The following is a 14,461-nucleotide window of genomic DNA, read 5'->3' as shown; positions in this document are numbered from 1 at the left end:
AATTGGAAAAAACACGTTTTTACTGTTATTATATAGTTATATCGACATAAATTAGGAGTGAAAAGTATGAGCATGGATTTCAATTTTTTCATGAATGATGTTGTGACTCAAGCACGTAAGGAGATCGCGGCAGCTGGTTATAAAGAACTTAAAACACCTGAAGAGGTTGAAGAAGCGCTTGGGCAAAAAGGTACAACCTTAGTAATGATTAATTCTGTATGTGGTTGTGCCGGCGGCATTGCACGTCCAGCAGCGGCTCATGCCCTTCATTATGATAAACGTCCAGACCATCTTGTTACCGTTTTTGCAGGACAAGATAAAGATGCAACAGAAAAAGCACGCAGTTATTTTACAGGTTACCCGCCTTCCTCGCCATCATTTGCTCTATTAAAAGATGGAAAAATTGTTTCAATGGTTGAAAGACACCAAATCGAAGGATACGACCCAGCAACAGTAGTGGCAAGACTGCAAAAAGAATTCGAAGAAAACTGTGAAGAACTATAAAGTATTGTCAAAAGGGCTAATCTCTTAACGGGGATTAGCTCTTTTTTTATTTTAAAAAAGTAATAATAAATTTTTATAAATATACTTGCATAATTATTTTATCCTGTGTTAAAATTCATTACGTTGCATAAATATTAATCTTTAAGCCTATTAAAACTAAACTTGAATTTTCAGAAAATTATAGGAGGAAAACAAATGAAAAAGATAATTGGTTTATTCATAACAATGATTTTAGCAGCGGTTGTACTTGCAGGCTGTGGCGAAGGCAAAAATGACAATGCAGGTGAGAACAAGACACTCGTAATGGCAACCTCAGCGGACTATGCGCCGTTTGAATATATCGAATCGGATAAAAGTGACGAAATTATTGGCTTTGATGTAGATTTAGCAAAAGCGATTACTGGAAAACTTGGCTATGAGATGGAAATTAAAGATATGGATTTTGGCGGTTTAATTCAGTCACTTAAATCTGGACAAGCTGACTTTGTGTTAGCAGGGATGACTCCAACAGAAAAAAGAAAGAAAAACGTTGATTTCAGTGATATCTACTACACAGCTCAGCACATGATTATCTCTAAAAAAGACAATGGAATTGAAAAAGTAGAAGATTTAAAGGGTAAAACAGTTGGCGTACAGTTAGGTTCTATTCAAGAAGGTAAAGCAGATGAAATTAATAAAACAGTTGCAATAACAGTTGAAAATCGTAACCGTATCCCAGAATTAATCCAAGAATTGAAAGCTGGCCGTTTTGACGCGATCATTATTGAAGACACAGTAGCTAAAGGATATCTTGAAAAGGAAGCGGATTTTACTAGCTTCACGATCAGCGATGACCCCGAAGAAGCAGGCTCTGCGATTGCCTTTCCTAAGGACAGCGAGTTAACTGATAAATTTAATAAAGAGCTTCAAAAAATGAAAGAAAACGGTGAGCTGCAAGAATTGATTGCTAAGTGGTTTGGTGGGGAAAACTAAATCTGCAACCAAGACGTTCAGAAAGTCTTCTGAACGTCTTACTAATTTCAATACATAGAGAGGACGGCAGATGAATGAACTTAGATTTCGGACAATTCATTCCTTCAATGCCATACATTTTAGAGGGAATATTTGTTACCCTTAAAATTGTCATACTGGCAGGGATAATAGGCTTTATTTTAGGAATTATCCTTTCTTTATTTAAAATTAGCAAATATAAATTTCTTGGCTGGCTTGCTGACGCCTACACCTCGATTTTCCGAGGTACTCCGCTCGTATTACAGCTCATGTTGATTTATTATGGTTCTCCACAGTTAATTGGGTATCAAATTGAACCTTATACAGCTGCGATACTATCCTTTGCTCTTAATTCTGGTGCTTACATATCTGAGATTATTAGAGCAGGAATTCAGGCAATTGATAAAGGACAGAAGGAAGCTGCGATGGCTCTGGGTGTTCCTTACTCGAAAATGATGTGGGATATCATTTTACCGCAGGCTCTTAAAAATATCCTGCCTGCTTTAATGAACGAATTTATTACATTAACAAAGGAATCTGCGATTGTGACTACTATTGGTGTAATGGATATCATGCGCCGTTCCTATCAGGTTGGGGCAGAAAATTATTCATTTTTCGAACCACTTTTAATAGCTGGACTGATTTATTACTTAATGGTCGTGACCTTGACGTTCCTTGGAAAAGTGGTTGAAAGGAGAATGAGACGCAGTGATTAAGGTTGAAGATTTGCATAAAAATTATGGAAAGCTCGAGGTTTTAAAGGGCATTACCACGACCATTGAAGCGGGAGAAGTGGTTGCCATTATTGGACCATCCGGATCAGGAAAGTCTACCTTCCTTCGCTGTATGAATCTTCTTGAAAACCCAACAAGCGGAAGAATATTGGTAGGGGGACAGGATGTTACGGATAAAAAGACTAATATTATGAAGGTACGGCAAAACGTTGGAATGGTTTTTCAACATTTTCATTTATTCCCGCACAAAACCGTTTTGCAGAATCTTACCTATGCACCGATTAAGGTAAAAGGGTTAGCAAAGGCTGAGGCAGAAAAAATAGCCTATGATTTGTTAGATAGAGTAGGATTAGCGGAAAAAGCAAATGAATATCCGACAAGATTGTCTGGGGGGCAAAAGCAGCGTGTTGCCATTGCAAGAGCATTGGCAATGGAGCCGGACGTTATGCTTTTTGATGAACCAACTTCGGCGCTTGATCCCGAAATGGTAAAAGAAGTACTGGAAGTAATGAAATCCCTCGCTCATACTGGGATGACGATGGCGATTGTGACCCACGAAATGGGTTTTGCCCGTGAAGTGGCGGATCGAGTCCTATTCCTGGATGGTGGAGTATTAGTCGAAGATGCAAAACCGCAAGAATTTTTTACAAACCCGAAGAGCAAGCGTGCACATGATTTCTTGCAAAAAATGCTCTAATAAGGATAAGCTAAAGATGGTCTATATGGATCATCTTTTTTATTTTGAGGAGAATTGCAATGAAATATCGAATTGGTTATCGGACGATTAAAACCGCTTTAGGGACAGCTATTTCTATCTTAATTGCTCAGCAGTTAGGTTTAGACAACTTTGCCTCAGCGGGAATTTTAACTATTTTGTGTATTAAGGTAACGAAAAGAAAATCTGTACGTGCTTCTTGGGATCGATTTTTAGCTTGTGTTTTAGCTATGGCATTTTCAAGTCTATTTTTCGAGGTTATCGGATACCATCCAATCGTAATTGGAATTATGCTATTATTCTTTATCCCAACTGTTGTAATGTTCAAAGCTAACGATGGAATCGTCACGAGCAGTGTAATTATTTTACATATCTATATGGCTAACAATTTATCTGTAGATCTTTTTATTAATGAGCTTGGTGTTATTATTATCGGAATTGGAGTAGCACTCATTATTAATCTCTATATGCCAAGTGCAGATAATAGATTAAAACAATATCAATTGAAATTAGAGGATAATTTTAAAGTGATTTTTTGTGAAATGATCAAATTCTTAAGAACAGGGGAAAGTAATTGGTCCGGACAAGAAATTACGGAAACGGCTAATTTACTAGAAGAAGCAAAATCATTTGCCTTTCGAGATGTAGAAAACCACTTTTTAAGGGATGAAAATGACTATTTTCATTATTTTAAAATGCGAGAAAAGCAATTTGAAATTATTGAAAGGGTTTTACCGATTGTTACATCCCTTACGGTTACGTTACCCCAAGGGAAAATGATTGCCGAATTTCTGGAAGAACTGTCCAAAAATATTCAGCCAGGAAACACAGCTCATATTTATCTAGGAAAATTAAAAGAGATGAAAAAGGAATTTGAAGAAATGGAGCTTCCGAAAACAAGGGAAGAATTTGAAGTACGAGCTGCACTGTTGCAGTTAGTAAAAGAAATGAATGAATATTTAATCATTAAAAGTTCCTTTAAGACATCAAAATGGAATAAACAAAGGAAAACGGAAGCAAACTAAGGAAAAAATGGCAGGTGGATTTTATGATAAAGATACTATCGCCAATCCTGTTTGCTTTTTTTATTTCTCCCCTTTGGCCGCTTGGTCCTAACCCACTCCCTGGCGACCCTTTTGTTATTGTCAATAAAACGACAAATGAATTGGCTTTAATTGATGATAATAGGGTCCAAACCGTTGTGAGTGTTGGAACTGGAAAAACCAAAGATTTAACTCCAGAGGGACTATTTACGATTACGATAAAAGCAGAGGATCCCTACTATCGCCGGAAGGATATTCCAGGTGGAGACCCTGAAAATCCCCTTGGTTCCAGATGGATTGGCTTTGATGCGCAAGGTACAGATGGACGAATTTACGGAATTCATGGAACCAATCAGCCGGCATCCATTGGAAGGTATGTTTCACTAGGCTGCATTCGTACACAGAATGAAGTCATTTCCTCCTTGTATCCCATAATTCCATTAGGTACGAAAATCTTAGTCACTTCAACGAATAAGACTTTTGAGCAGCTCGGAGTAGAAAATGGAGCCATTGATAAATAGTAAAAGGGACTGTTCTTCGGACAGTCCCTTGTCTATGTTTTTAATTAAATAAATTGTGCAATCCCGATTAGGAGAGTTGAGGCTAACATCGCGATTAACATTAAGTATACGACTATTTTTCTTGTTCTTTTCTTATTCAAAGTGGGTTCCCCCCTTTATATTAATAGCTTTATTTCTATTTTACAGGGAAAAGCCCAATTGAACAATGGAACAACATCTCAATTTGGGAAGGAATTATGAATTTTTTAGCGAATAAGATAATTGTCGAAACTATTATAATTTTGAAAAATAGAGGGATAAAAATGATTGAAAAAGTAGACCACATCGGAATTGCTGTTCGAACGCTTGAGACTTCACTTCCTTTTTACACAGATGTACTTAATTTGCCATTATTAGGTATTGAAGTAGTAGAGAGTCAAAAGGTTAGAGTTGCGTTTCTTAAGGCAGGAGAAACCAAACTTGAGCTGCTTGAGCCAACTTCGGAGGAAAGCACAATTGCCAAATTTATTGAAAAACGTGGTGAAGGAATACACCATGTCGCACTTGGCGTTGATTCAATTGAAGAAAGAATCAAGGACATGAATGAAAAAGGAATTATGATGATTGATAAGGAGCCTCGGATTGGTGCAGGGGGGGCTCATATTGCTTTCATGCATCCAAAGTCAACATCAGGTGTTTTAGTCGAGCTATGCGAAAAGAAGGGATGAGGGAATATGATAGATATCTATGAAAAAATTAATGAATTGTATGATAAGCGCCGGGAAGTAGAGCTTGGCGGCGGTGACGAGAGAATTGATAAACAGCATGAAAAGGGGAAATTAACTGCAAGAGAAAGAATAGAGCTTTTAGTGGATAAAGGGTCTTTCGTAGAATTAAGTCCATTTATAGAGCACAGAACCAATGACTTTGGTTTGGATGAACAGAAAGGACCTGGTGACGGTGTTGTTACTGGTTATGGAAAAGTAAATGGCCGTCCAATCTACTTATTTTCACAAGATTTTACTGTATTTGGTGGTGCACTTGGGGAAATGCATGCCAAAAAAATTGCAAATGTTATGGATTTAGCTGCTAAAAACGGTACACCGTTTGTCGGCTTAAATGACTCGGGTGGTGCACGAATCCAAGAAGGTGTAGTCTCGCTGGATGGTTACGGACACATTTTTTATCGAAATGCGATTTATTCAGGGGTAATTCCGCAAATATCCGTCATAATGGGTCCATGTGCTGGCGGAGCGGTCTATTCACCTGCTATTACCGATTTTGTTTTTATGGTTGAAAAGACAAGTCAAATGTTTATTACAGGTCCAAAAGTAATTGAAACCGTAACGGGTGAGAAAATTTCTGCAGAGGATCTTGGAGGAGCACATGTTCATAATAGCATTAGTGGAAATGCTCATTTTGAATCTCCTTCTGAGCAGGAAGTTTTAGAAGAGGTTCGTAAACTTCTAAGCTACCTGCCGCAAAATAATGAAGAAAAACCTCCAAGACTTGATGTGGAAGAGGAAAATGATTATCGACCAGACTTAACAGATGTTATTCCATTCGATGCAGTCCGTCCATATGATGTCCGTAAGGTAATTGAACAAGTTTGTGATGCAGACTCCTTTATGGAAATTCAAAAAAACTTTGCGAAAAATATCGTCGTAGGTTTTGCCCGAATTAAAGGCGAGAGTGTTGGGCTTGTTTGCAACCAGCCAAAAGTGATGGCAGGCGGGCTTGATATTAATTCATCCGATAAAGCTGCAAGATTTATTCGTACGTGTGATTCGTTTAATATCCCGATTATTACCTTTGAGGATGTTACAGGTTTCTTTCCGGGAGTTAAACAGGAGCATGGGGGGATTATTCGCCATGGTGCGAAAATATTATTTGCTTATTCAGAAGCCACTGTTCCGAAGCTGACAGTTATTTTAAGAAAAGCTTATGGCGGGGCATATGTAGCGCTTAATAGTAAGTCTATTGGGGCGGATCTAGTCTATGCATGGCCTAATGCAGAAATTGCGGTAATGGGTCCACAGGGTGCTGCCAATATCATTTTTGCGAAAGAAATCCAAAATAGTGATAATCCTGAACAAGTAAGGCAGCAAAAAATTGAAGAATACCGCGAAAAGTTTGCCAATCCGTATGTGGCGGCGAGCAGAGGCATGGTCGATGATGTCATTGACCCGCGTGAAACGAGAATAAAAATTATCCAGGCATTAGAGATGCTTCGAAATAAAAAAGAATCTAGACCGTTCAAGAAACACGGCAATATCCCACTGTAAAGCTTTCATTTGATGACAGGTTTATGAAAGAGTATACTCTATTGTGAGTACATAAAACGGAGGGTTATTCAGATGATTAATCATGAACGTCTTTTGAATGAATTTTTAGAGCTTGTCCAAATTGATTCAGAAACCAAATACGAAACTGAAATTGCGAAAGTGTTAAAACAAAAGTTTACCGATTTAGGTCTTGATGTGTTTGAAGACGATACAACGGCCGTAACGGGTCATGGAGCCGGAAACTTAATTTGTACCCTTGCTGCGACTAAAGGCGGCGTAGACCCTATTTATTTCACTTCTCATATGGATACAGTTGTTCCGGCACGAGGTGTTAAGCCATCCATTAAGGACGGCTATGTGGTTACGGATGGAACAACGATTTTAGGTGCCGATGATAAAACTGGCCTATCTGTTATGCTTGAAACCATTCGTGTCTTAAAGGAACAAAATATTCCTCACGGACAAATCCAATTTGTGATAACTGTCGGTGAAGAATCAGGACTTGTAGGTGCAAAAGCGCTTGATTCCTCCTTATTGAAGGCAAAGTATGGCTATGCATTAGACAGTGATGGACTAGTAGGAAATATCGTGGTTGCCGCTCCGACCCAAGCTAAAATTAAAGCAGTTATTTATGGAAAAACCGCTCATGCGGGTGTTGCTCCAGAAAAGGGAGTTTCTGCAATTACGATTGCAGCAAAATCGATTGCGAGAATGTCATTAGGCAGAATTGACTCCGAAACCACAGCAAACATCGGCCGCTTCGAAGGCGGCACACAAACGAATATCGTTTGTGACCGTGTGGATATTCTAGCAGAAGCCCGTTCACTCATTGCTGAGAAAATGGAAGCACAGGCTGCTAAAATGAAAGATGCTTTTGAAACAGTAGCTGCTGAAATGGGTGGAAGAGCTGAAGTTGAAGTTGAGGTTATGTATCCAGGATTTAAATTTGGCGAAGGCGATCAGGTAGTTGAAATCGCACGTAAAGCGGCAGCGAAAATTGGCCGCAGCTGTGAATTACAGCATAGCGGCGGCGGCAGCGATGCAAACGTCATTGCAGGCTTTAACATTCCAACGGTTAACCTAGCAGTGGGTTATGAAGATATTCATACCACAAATGAACGTATGCCAATTGAAGAATTAAACAAGTTGGCAGAAATGACTATCGCGATTATCGAGGAAGTTTCTAATCAATAAGTGATATTTAGGGGGAGCCTTCGGGTTCTCCTTTTGTTTTGCTAGAGTACTTGCCAGATTCTTGAGTAAGTTTTAATGATAATTAGTACATCACCGATACATATATACTAAAAAATCACCTAATAATATATAAATACTAAGATCCATTTAAGGAGATAGATTAGCATGGAGATCGACAAAAAATTTTTTAATTAATAATTTAGTAATTGAAGATAATTATGTAACTCCATTTCAAAGTACATCACCCGACGGAACGAATTATGTATTAGGTGTGAAAAGTAATGGCAGCGTTGTGGCTGTACCAGAAGTTCATTTTATACGTCCGAAATGGCACTTACCATATCAAGCAATTGGATATTCCAAAAATGAAAATGACTTTTACTACTACCAAGGCAGAAGTGCGGTGATTATGAATCATTATGGGTATGTTAAGCATTGGATTCAAGAGGAAAATAACATTCAAAATTTTAGACGTTATGAGAATAAATTAGGCCAAAATAGGTATGTTTTACACGGTGCAAGTACACGACACACCCATGCCAAAAGGAAACGCGGGATATTGGTTATGTGAGTTGGTTGTTCTGGATGAAAACTTTAAGGAAATTGATCGTCAAAGAATAAAAGCTTCTGGAAGAATTAAAGATGATTATCCAATGGAAAACCATGATTATGTCTATATTGATGATGGACATTACATGATTCCAACTGCTTACCCAAATACGGTGGATAATATTCCGAACGTTAACGGTTCATATAAAGTATTTAATAATGTTATCCAAGAAGTGAAAAATAGCCAAGTCGTTTTCCATTGGGAATCCATTGATTATCCCGAATTATTTAAACTAAGTCATTATCTTAATGATCCAGCGGATTGCCCGTCAACAGGGGAGAAATATTTAGATTACGCTCATATAAATTCAATGTTTATCGATGAAAGAGACCAGAACTTACTTGTGTCATTTAGACATATTGGTTTCGTGAAAATTGACAGACAAACGGGCGCAATTTTGTGGATGCTTGCTAAAAATCGCTGCGATATTAAAGGGATTGATGAAAACATGATTCCTTCTATGCAACATGATGCCCGTTATAACTACGATCATTCAATTACTTTATTTGATGATTCAGGAAGTACAACTGATAACGCTAGAGTTATGAGATATTGGATTGATGAGAAAAAATTAACGGCAATAAAAGTAAAAGAGTATGTTTGCCCATATGGAAAAAGCCAATCACAAGGAAGTGCCACTTTAATCGATGAGGAAAATGAAATATTTGACATTGCATATGGTGGTGGACATCCTAATATCTCTTTCCATGAATATTCCTTTAAATACAATAAGGAATTAATGTTTGTAAATTTGCCTACTCAGGAAACAAGTGTAGTTTACAGGGTTTTTAGAGACAATAAGGGGACACAAAAAAGAAATAAGGATTAGTAGGAGGAGGCCAACGGGGTCTCCTTTTTGCTATACTAGAGATATCATTGTTATTAGGAGAAGTGGTCACGTGAAGGAAATGTATCCTAAGAAGGGTAGAGTCATACTGCATGTTGATATGAATAGCTTTTACGCTTCGGTGGAGATGGCTTATGACCCTGAACTTAAGGGTAAGCCAGTTGCGATTGCTGGAAACGTGGAGGAACGCAGGGGGATTATTATTACCTGCAGCTATGAAGCTAGAAAATTTGGAGTCAAGACTACGATGCCGCTGTGGGAAGCAAAGAAGCTTTGTCCGCAGCTAATCATAAGGAAGCCTAATTTCGACCGTTATCGGACGGCATCTATCGCCATGTTTGAAATTCTCAGGAATTATACAGAGCTAGTGGAACCTGTATCGATTGATGAAGGGTATATGGATATAACCGACTCTTATGAACTTGGCAGCCCTATTGAAATCGCCAAAAGTATTCAAAAAAGAGTTCTCGAACAGCTAGATTTGCCCTGCAGCATTGGAATTGCACCCAATAAATTTTTGGCAAAGACAGCGTCTGATATGAAAAAACCGATGGGCATAACGATTCTTCGCAAGCGTGACATCCCTTCTGTTTTGTGGCCGTTAAATACGAGTGAGATGCATGGTGTTGGTAAAAAGACTGCTGAAAAGTTAACAACCATTGACATTCAAACGATTGGAGAATTAGCAGCTGGTAATGAAATACAGTTGAAATCACTTCTCGGCATTAATGGAATCCGTATTAAGGAAAGGGCAAATGGAATCGATAATAGAGCGGTAGATCCTGAATCGGTATCTGATTTTAAAAGTATTGGAAATTCAACGACGCTTCCTAAAGATACGAGCAACCAACAAGAGTTATTTCGAGTATTAGAATCGTTGGCGGAAACCGTTTCGGTAAGGCTAAAACGAAAAAATGTATTTGCTACGACCATAGGGATTACCATTCGTTTCAAAGATCGAAAAACAATCACTCGAAGTAAAAAACTTTCCAATCCCATTCATCAAAAAGAAGATATTGCTTCGTTTGCAAAGCAGCTTTTTCTCAAGCATTGGAATGGAAATGCTGTCCGGTTGTTAGGTATAACAGGCTACGATTTAGTCGAACAAGACCTTGCCTTCAAACAGCTTGATATATTTTCATTTGAAAATGATGCAAAAAAAGAGCCGTTACTTAAAACCCTTTCCACTCTCCGTGATAAATATGGGAAAAATATCATTGAAAATGCCGGCGCACGAAAAGTCAACAATGCTCATAGCGTAGGAACGGGAACAAGTTTTAATAAAGATTTTCTTCGTACATTCCCGCAAAAAAAGAAGGAAGAGAATTAAAAGCTCCGCCATTGTATGAAGAACAATGCGGAGCTTTTTGTATTATTTACAGATATCTACATCTAAAGCTGTTACAGGCCACCAGAAAAATCCGTCTTTTTCTAACATCTCATCAGCAGCTTTCGGTCCCATTGAACCAGATTCATAATTCGGATAGTCCTCAGCTTTCGTTTTTTCCCATACTTCAGAAATTTTATCCACAAAGGCCCAAGAATAGGCGACTTCATCCCAGTGTGTAAAGTTGGTTGCATCACCGCGCATGCAATCATAAAGGAGCTTTTCATACCCTTCAGGAGTGTTCATTGCATGAATGCCTGTATTAGCAAAACTCAGTTTGACTTCCTGGGCATCGAGATGTCCACCAGCTTTTTTGGCGTTAAGGTGAAGGGTAATTCCTTCCTCAGGCTGAATATGAATAACAAGCAGATTCGGGTTCAACAGTTTCTCAGGCTGATAATAAAGGTTCATTGGAATGTCTTTAAATTGAACAACAATTTTGGTTGACTTTGTTGTCATTCTTTTCCCAGTTCGGATGTAAAAAGGTACACCTGCCCAGCGGAAGTTATCAATCATAATCTTCCCGGCCACGAAGGTTTCAGTGTTTGACTCTTTGTCGACCATTGGCTCGGAGCGATATTCTGGTACCTGTTCATCTTCTACCATTCCGGATCCATATTGCCCACGAACAAAATATTTATTTATTTCTTCCCCTGTGATCATTCTTAATGAACGAAATACTCTAACCTTCTCAGAACGAACCTCATCTGTTGTCAACTTAATCGGCGGTTCCATGGCAAGCAGTGCTACCATTTGCATGATATGGTTTTGAACCATATCCCGGAGAGCTCCGCTTGTTTCATAATATCGGCCTCGTTCTTCTACACCAAGAATCTCGCTTGAGGTAATTTGAATATTAGAGATATAACGGTTATTCCATAAAGGCTCAAAAATGGCATTGGCAAAACGAATAACTTCAATATTTCTGACCATTTCTTTCCCTAAATAGTGATCAATTCGGTAAACCTCTTCCTCTGAAAAAGCTGTTCGAATTTGCTCATTCAACTCTTTTGCTGATTCCAAATCATGTCCAAATGGTTTCTCAATGACAAGTCTTTTGTAGCCTTTTACATCTGTTAATCCATCCGATTTTAAATGTAAGGCGATTGGACCAAAAAATTCAGGTGCCATTGCAAGATAGAAAATCCGATTTCCTTCTAACTCGTATTTTTCATCAATTTGCTCTGCTAAACTTTTTAGCGCTAAATAGGAGCTTGAATCTGATACATCATGAGACTGATAGTAAAAATGAGCCGCAAACTCATCGATATCATCCTTTTTTCCTAGAGCGGTTAAAACAGATTCCTTCACAGAACTTTGGAAATCTTCAGTGGATAATGGTCTCCTAGCCACGCCAATGACCGCAAATTTATCTAACTTTCCTTTTTGAAACAAGCGGTAAAGGGAGGGAAATAGCTTTCGAATAGCTAAATCTCCTGTTGCACCAAATATCATGATTAATGAAGTCATATTTCTAGATTGTTCCACTGTAATTACCTCTCCTTATATGTATTCAACTTAGATTTAGCCAAAAACCTCTGAAGCATGTATTGAAATCTAAATCCCTTTAAAAGAGAATACCATGGATAGAGGGCATTTATGCAAGTGATATGCTATAGTATTTATAACTTTATTCGACAAGGAGCGGTAATATTGGACATATTTTTTTTGGGAACGGGTGCTGGTATACCGGCTAAGCTTCGAAATGTTACTTCCATTGCCTTAAAATTACTCGAAGAACGAGGATCCATTTGGCTGTTCGATGCGGGTGAAGCGACACAGCATCAAATCTTACATACATCGATAAAACCCCGCAGAGTAGAAAAAGTCTTTATTACCCACCTTCATGGCGATCATATCTATGGTCTTCCTGGGTTGTTAGCGAGCCGGTCTTTTCAAGGCGGAGAATCAGAAGTGACGGTTTATGGACCAAAAGGACTGAAAGAATATATTACGATAAGCCTTTCAGTCAGCCAAACCTATTTAAAATACCCACTTAAGATTGTAGAAATAGATGATGGGGTTATTTTTGAAGATGAACAGTTTATTGTGGAGGCAAGACTTTTAGATCATGGCATTCCTTCATACGGATATCGGATTATTGAGAAGGACAGGCCAGGAACACTTTTAGCGGATAGGCTTGTCGAGGCTGGAGTAGAGCCTGGACCCATTTTTCGGAAAATTAAAGAAGGGGAAACGGTTACGCTTGAAGATGGAACAGTCATCGTGCCGGCAGAATTTCTAGGTCCGGATCAAAAAGGACGGATTGTCACGATTCTTGGCGATACAAGGTACTGCGAAAATGCTATTTCCTTAGCGCGGGATGCGGATTTATTAATTCATGAAGCAACTTTTTCAAAAGGGGAAGAAAAGCTTGCCTTCGATTATTGCCACTCAACTACTCATCAGGCTGCGAAAGTGGCAAAACTTGCTGGCAGTAAACAGTTATGTTTGACACATATCAGTTCACGCTACGACCGGCATGCCTGGCAGGAACTAGTCACGGAGGCCAAGGAAGTATTTGCAAATACAGACATTGCTGAAGACTTTAAAGAAATAAATATACCTTCAAAATAAAAAAGACGGCAAAAAGCCGTCTTTTACTCGTTATATCCAGCCGCGCTCATACTGTTTTGGTCCTTCAATTGTTACACCTAGTTCTTTTGCAGCTGTTCTTGGCCAGTATGGGTCACGTAATAATTCGCGAGCTAAAAATACTAAATCCGCACGCTCATTTTGAAGGATTTCTTCTGCTTGGATACCAGTGGTAATTAATCCCACGGCACCTGTAGAAATTTCGGCACCAATTCTAATCGTTTCTGAGTAGGGAACTTGATAGCCAGGATAAATATCAATATGCGCAGGTACGACTGCCCCTGAGCTTACATCAATTAAATCCACACCTTGTTCCTTCATCCATTGACTAATAAACACGTAATCTAGGGGTGTTAATCCCTCTTCATGATAGTCATTAGCTGAAACGCGGACAAATAGCACACCGTCCCAGACTGTTTTGATTGCTTCAATAATCTCACGAAGGAAGCGATAACGATTTTCAGCAGATCCACCGTATTCATCTGTTCTTTTATTTGTTAGCGGGGAAAGGAACTCATTAATTAAATAGCCGTGCGCACCATGCAGCTCAATCACATCAAAACCAGCTTTAGCTGCCCGTTCAGCAGCCTTTTTAAATGCTTCAACGGTTTCGGCTATATCTTCTTTGGTCATTTCCTTAGGAGTTTTCATTTTTTCATTAAAAGCTAAGGCCGAAGGGGCGAAGCTTTCACCTTCTAGATTTGCCTTTCTACCCGCGTGAGCAAGCTGGATACCTGTCTTAGTCCCATGCTCCTTCATCATGCTGACAAGTTCAGTGAAGCCTTCAATGTGGTCATCACTCCAAATTCCTAGATCCCTAGGTGAAATCCTGCCCTGTGGGGTAACCGCTGTTGCTTCAACGATTATTAATCCAACTTGACCAACAGCTCGGCTTGTATAATGCGTGCGGTGCCAGTTCTGAATATGACCATCTTCGTTATGACTCGAATACATACACATCGGCGCCATTACGATTCGATTTTTAAGGGTAACATCCTTAATCGTAAAAGGGGAAAATAATTTAGCTGACATCATGAGCCTCCTATTAAAAATTTGT

Annotated in this window: 16 protein-coding genes; 13 read left to right on the top strand and 3 right to left on the bottom strand. The window is 38.9% G+C overall.

All coding sequences use genetic code 11. The features are described 5' to 3' along the window. The first annotated feature begins 66 nt into the window (after positions 1–66). The 6 genes from MLOOGBEN_RS04320 (at position 67) to MLOOGBEN_RS04295 (ending at position 4,507) form a co-directional block, all read left to right on the top strand. Complete coding sequence (locus MLOOGBEN_RS04320; RefSeq protein ID WP_179157040.1) at positions 67–504, top strand: BrxA/BrxB family bacilliredoxin; 438 nt, start codon at positions 67–69, stop codon at positions 502–504. 195 nt (positions 505–699) lie between these two features. Then, positions 700–1,476, top strand: a complete 777-nt coding sequence (locus MLOOGBEN_RS04315; protein ID WP_179157039.1) for a transporter substrate-binding domain-containing protein — start codon at positions 700–702, stop codon at positions 1,474–1,476. 74 nt (positions 1,477–1,550) lie between these two features. Next, a complete protein-coding gene (locus MLOOGBEN_RS04310) occupies positions 1,551–2,210 on the top strand; it encodes an amino acid ABC transporter permease (RefSeq protein WP_179157038.1) in 660 nt (219 codons plus the stop codon). After that, positions 2,203–2,925, top strand: a complete 723-nt coding sequence (locus MLOOGBEN_RS04305; protein WP_179157037.1) for an amino acid ABC transporter ATP-binding protein — start codon at positions 2,203–2,205, stop codon at positions 2,923–2,925. Before MLOOGBEN_RS04310 ends, MLOOGBEN_RS04305 begins: the two co-directional genes overlap by 8 nt. 59 nt (positions 2,926–2,984) lie before the next feature. Continuing rightward, on the top strand, positions 2,985–3,968 hold the full coding sequence (locus MLOOGBEN_RS04300; RefSeq protein WP_179157036.1) for an aromatic acid exporter family protein: 984 nt from the start codon (positions 2,985–2,987) through the stop codon (positions 3,966–3,968). A 23-nt stretch (positions 3,969–3,991) separates the two neighbouring features. Continuing rightward, complete coding sequence (locus MLOOGBEN_RS04295; RefSeq protein ID WP_179157035.1) at positions 3,992–4,507, top strand: L,D-transpeptidase; 516 nt, start codon at positions 3,992–3,994, stop codon at positions 4,505–4,507. A gap of 44 nt (positions 4,508–4,551) precedes the next feature. Here MLOOGBEN_RS04295 and prli42 read toward each other — a convergent pair whose 3' ends face one another. After that, the gene (prli42, locus tag MLOOGBEN_RS04290) at positions 4,552–4,647 is read right to left on the bottom strand and encodes a stressosome-associated protein Prli42 (RefSeq protein WP_179157034.1); all 96 of its coding nucleotides are present in this window, start codon (positions 4,645–4,647) and stop codon (positions 4,552–4,554) included. Between the two features lie 162 nt (positions 4,648–4,809). Between prli42 and mce the strand changes: the two genes are divergently transcribed. From mce to MLOOGBEN_RS04265, 6 genes are all read left to right on the top strand, one after another. Continuing rightward, the gene (gene mce / locus MLOOGBEN_RS04285; protein ID WP_179157033.1) at positions 4,810–5,214 is read left to right on the top strand and encodes a methylmalonyl-CoA epimerase; all 405 of its coding nucleotides are present in this window, start codon (positions 4,810–4,812) and stop codon (positions 5,212–5,214) included. Between the two features lie 6 nt (positions 5,215–5,220). Beyond that, entirely contained in the window at positions 5,221–6,771 is a 1,551-nt protein-coding gene (locus MLOOGBEN_RS04280) for an acyl-CoA carboxylase subunit beta (RefSeq protein WP_179157032.1), read from the top strand. 72 nt (positions 6,772–6,843) lie between these two features. Beyond that, complete coding sequence (locus MLOOGBEN_RS04275) at positions 6,844–7,965, top strand: tripeptidase T (RefSeq protein WP_179157031.1); 1,122 nt, start codon at positions 6,844–6,846, stop codon at positions 7,963–7,965. Positions 7,966–8,236: 271 nt separating this feature from the next. Continuing rightward, a complete protein-coding gene (locus MLOOGBEN_RS28875) occupies positions 8,237–8,536 on the top strand; it encodes a hypothetical protein (protein WP_218781027.1) in 300 nt (99 codons plus the stop codon). Next, a complete protein-coding gene (locus tag MLOOGBEN_RS04270; protein ID WP_218781026.1) occupies positions 8,502–9,404 on the top strand; it encodes an aryl-sulfate sulfotransferase in 903 nt (300 codons plus the stop codon). Before MLOOGBEN_RS28875 ends, MLOOGBEN_RS04270 begins: the two co-directional genes overlap by 35 nt. Before the next feature lie 70 nt (positions 9,405–9,474). Further along, entirely contained in the window at positions 9,475–10,752 is a 1,278-nt protein-coding gene (locus tag MLOOGBEN_RS04265) for a DNA polymerase IV (protein ID WP_179157029.1), read from the top strand. A gap of 42 nt (positions 10,753–10,794) precedes the next feature. Here the strand turns inward: MLOOGBEN_RS04265 and zwf are convergent, their stop codons facing one another. Next, entirely contained in the window at positions 10,795–12,264 is a 1,470-nt protein-coding gene (gene zwf / locus MLOOGBEN_RS04260) for a glucose-6-phosphate dehydrogenase (protein WP_218781050.1), read from the bottom strand. A 198-nt stretch (positions 12,265–12,462) separates the two neighbouring features. On the opposite strand from zwf, the gene rnz reads away from it, so the two are divergent. Next, complete coding sequence (rnz, locus tag MLOOGBEN_RS04255; protein WP_179157028.1) at positions 12,463–13,386, top strand: ribonuclease Z; 924 nt, start codon at positions 12,463–12,465, stop codon at positions 13,384–13,386. A gap of 30 nt (positions 13,387–13,416) precedes the next feature. Here rnz and namA read toward each other — a convergent pair whose 3' ends face one another. Continuing rightward, the gene (gene namA, locus MLOOGBEN_RS04250; RefSeq protein ID WP_179157027.1) at positions 13,417–14,436 is read right to left on the bottom strand and encodes an NADPH dehydrogenase NamA; all 1,020 of its coding nucleotides are present in this window, start codon (positions 14,434–14,436) and stop codon (positions 13,417–13,419) included. Positions 14,437–14,461: the final 25 nt, after the last annotated feature.

This window comes from Bacillus sp. EB106-08-02-XG196 (genome assembly GCF_013396335.1).
Classification (GTDB): Bacteria; Bacillota; Bacilli; order Bacillales; family Cytobacillaceae; genus Neobacillus.
This window is presented reverse-complemented; position numbering and strand designations above follow the sequence as displayed.

Coding starts and splice junctions, on each gene's coding strand:
- MLOOGBEN_RS04320 (WP_179157040.1), top strand. CDS start 67: ATGAGCATGGATTTCAATTTTTTCATGAATGATGTTGTGACTCAAGCA.
- MLOOGBEN_RS04315 (WP_179157039.1), top strand. CDS start 700: ATGAAAAAGATAATTGGTTTATTCATAACAATGATTTTAGCAGCGGTT.
- MLOOGBEN_RS04310 (WP_179157038.1), top strand. CDS start 1,551: ATGAACTTAGATTTCGGACAATTCATTCCTTCAATGCCATACATTTTA.
- MLOOGBEN_RS04300 (WP_179157036.1), top strand. CDS start 2,985: ATGAAATATCGAATTGGTTATCGGACGATTAAAACCGCTTTAGGGACA.
- MLOOGBEN_RS04295 (WP_179157035.1), top strand. CDS start 3,992: ATGATAAAGATACTATCGCCAATCCTGTTTGCTTTTTTTATTTCTCCC.
- mce (WP_179157033.1), top strand. CDS start 4,810: ATGATTGAAAAAGTAGACCACATCGGAATTGCTGTTCGAACGCTTGAG.
- MLOOGBEN_RS04280 (WP_179157032.1), top strand. CDS start 5,221: ATGATAGATATCTATGAAAAAATTAATGAATTGTATGATAAGCGCCGG.
- MLOOGBEN_RS04275 (WP_179157031.1), top strand. CDS start 6,844: ATGATTAATCATGAACGTCTTTTGAATGAATTTTTAGAGCTTGTCCAA.
- MLOOGBEN_RS04270 (WP_218781026.1), top strand. CDS start 8,502: ATGCCAAAAGGAAACGCGGGATATTGGTTATGTGAGTTGGTTGTTCTG.
- zwf (WP_218781050.1), bottom strand. CDS start 12,264: ATGATATTTGGTGCAACAGGAGATTTAGCTATTCGAAAGCTATTTCCC.
- namA (WP_179157027.1), bottom strand. CDS start 14,436: ATGTCAGCTAAATTATTTTCCCCTTTTACGATTAAGGATGTTACCCTT.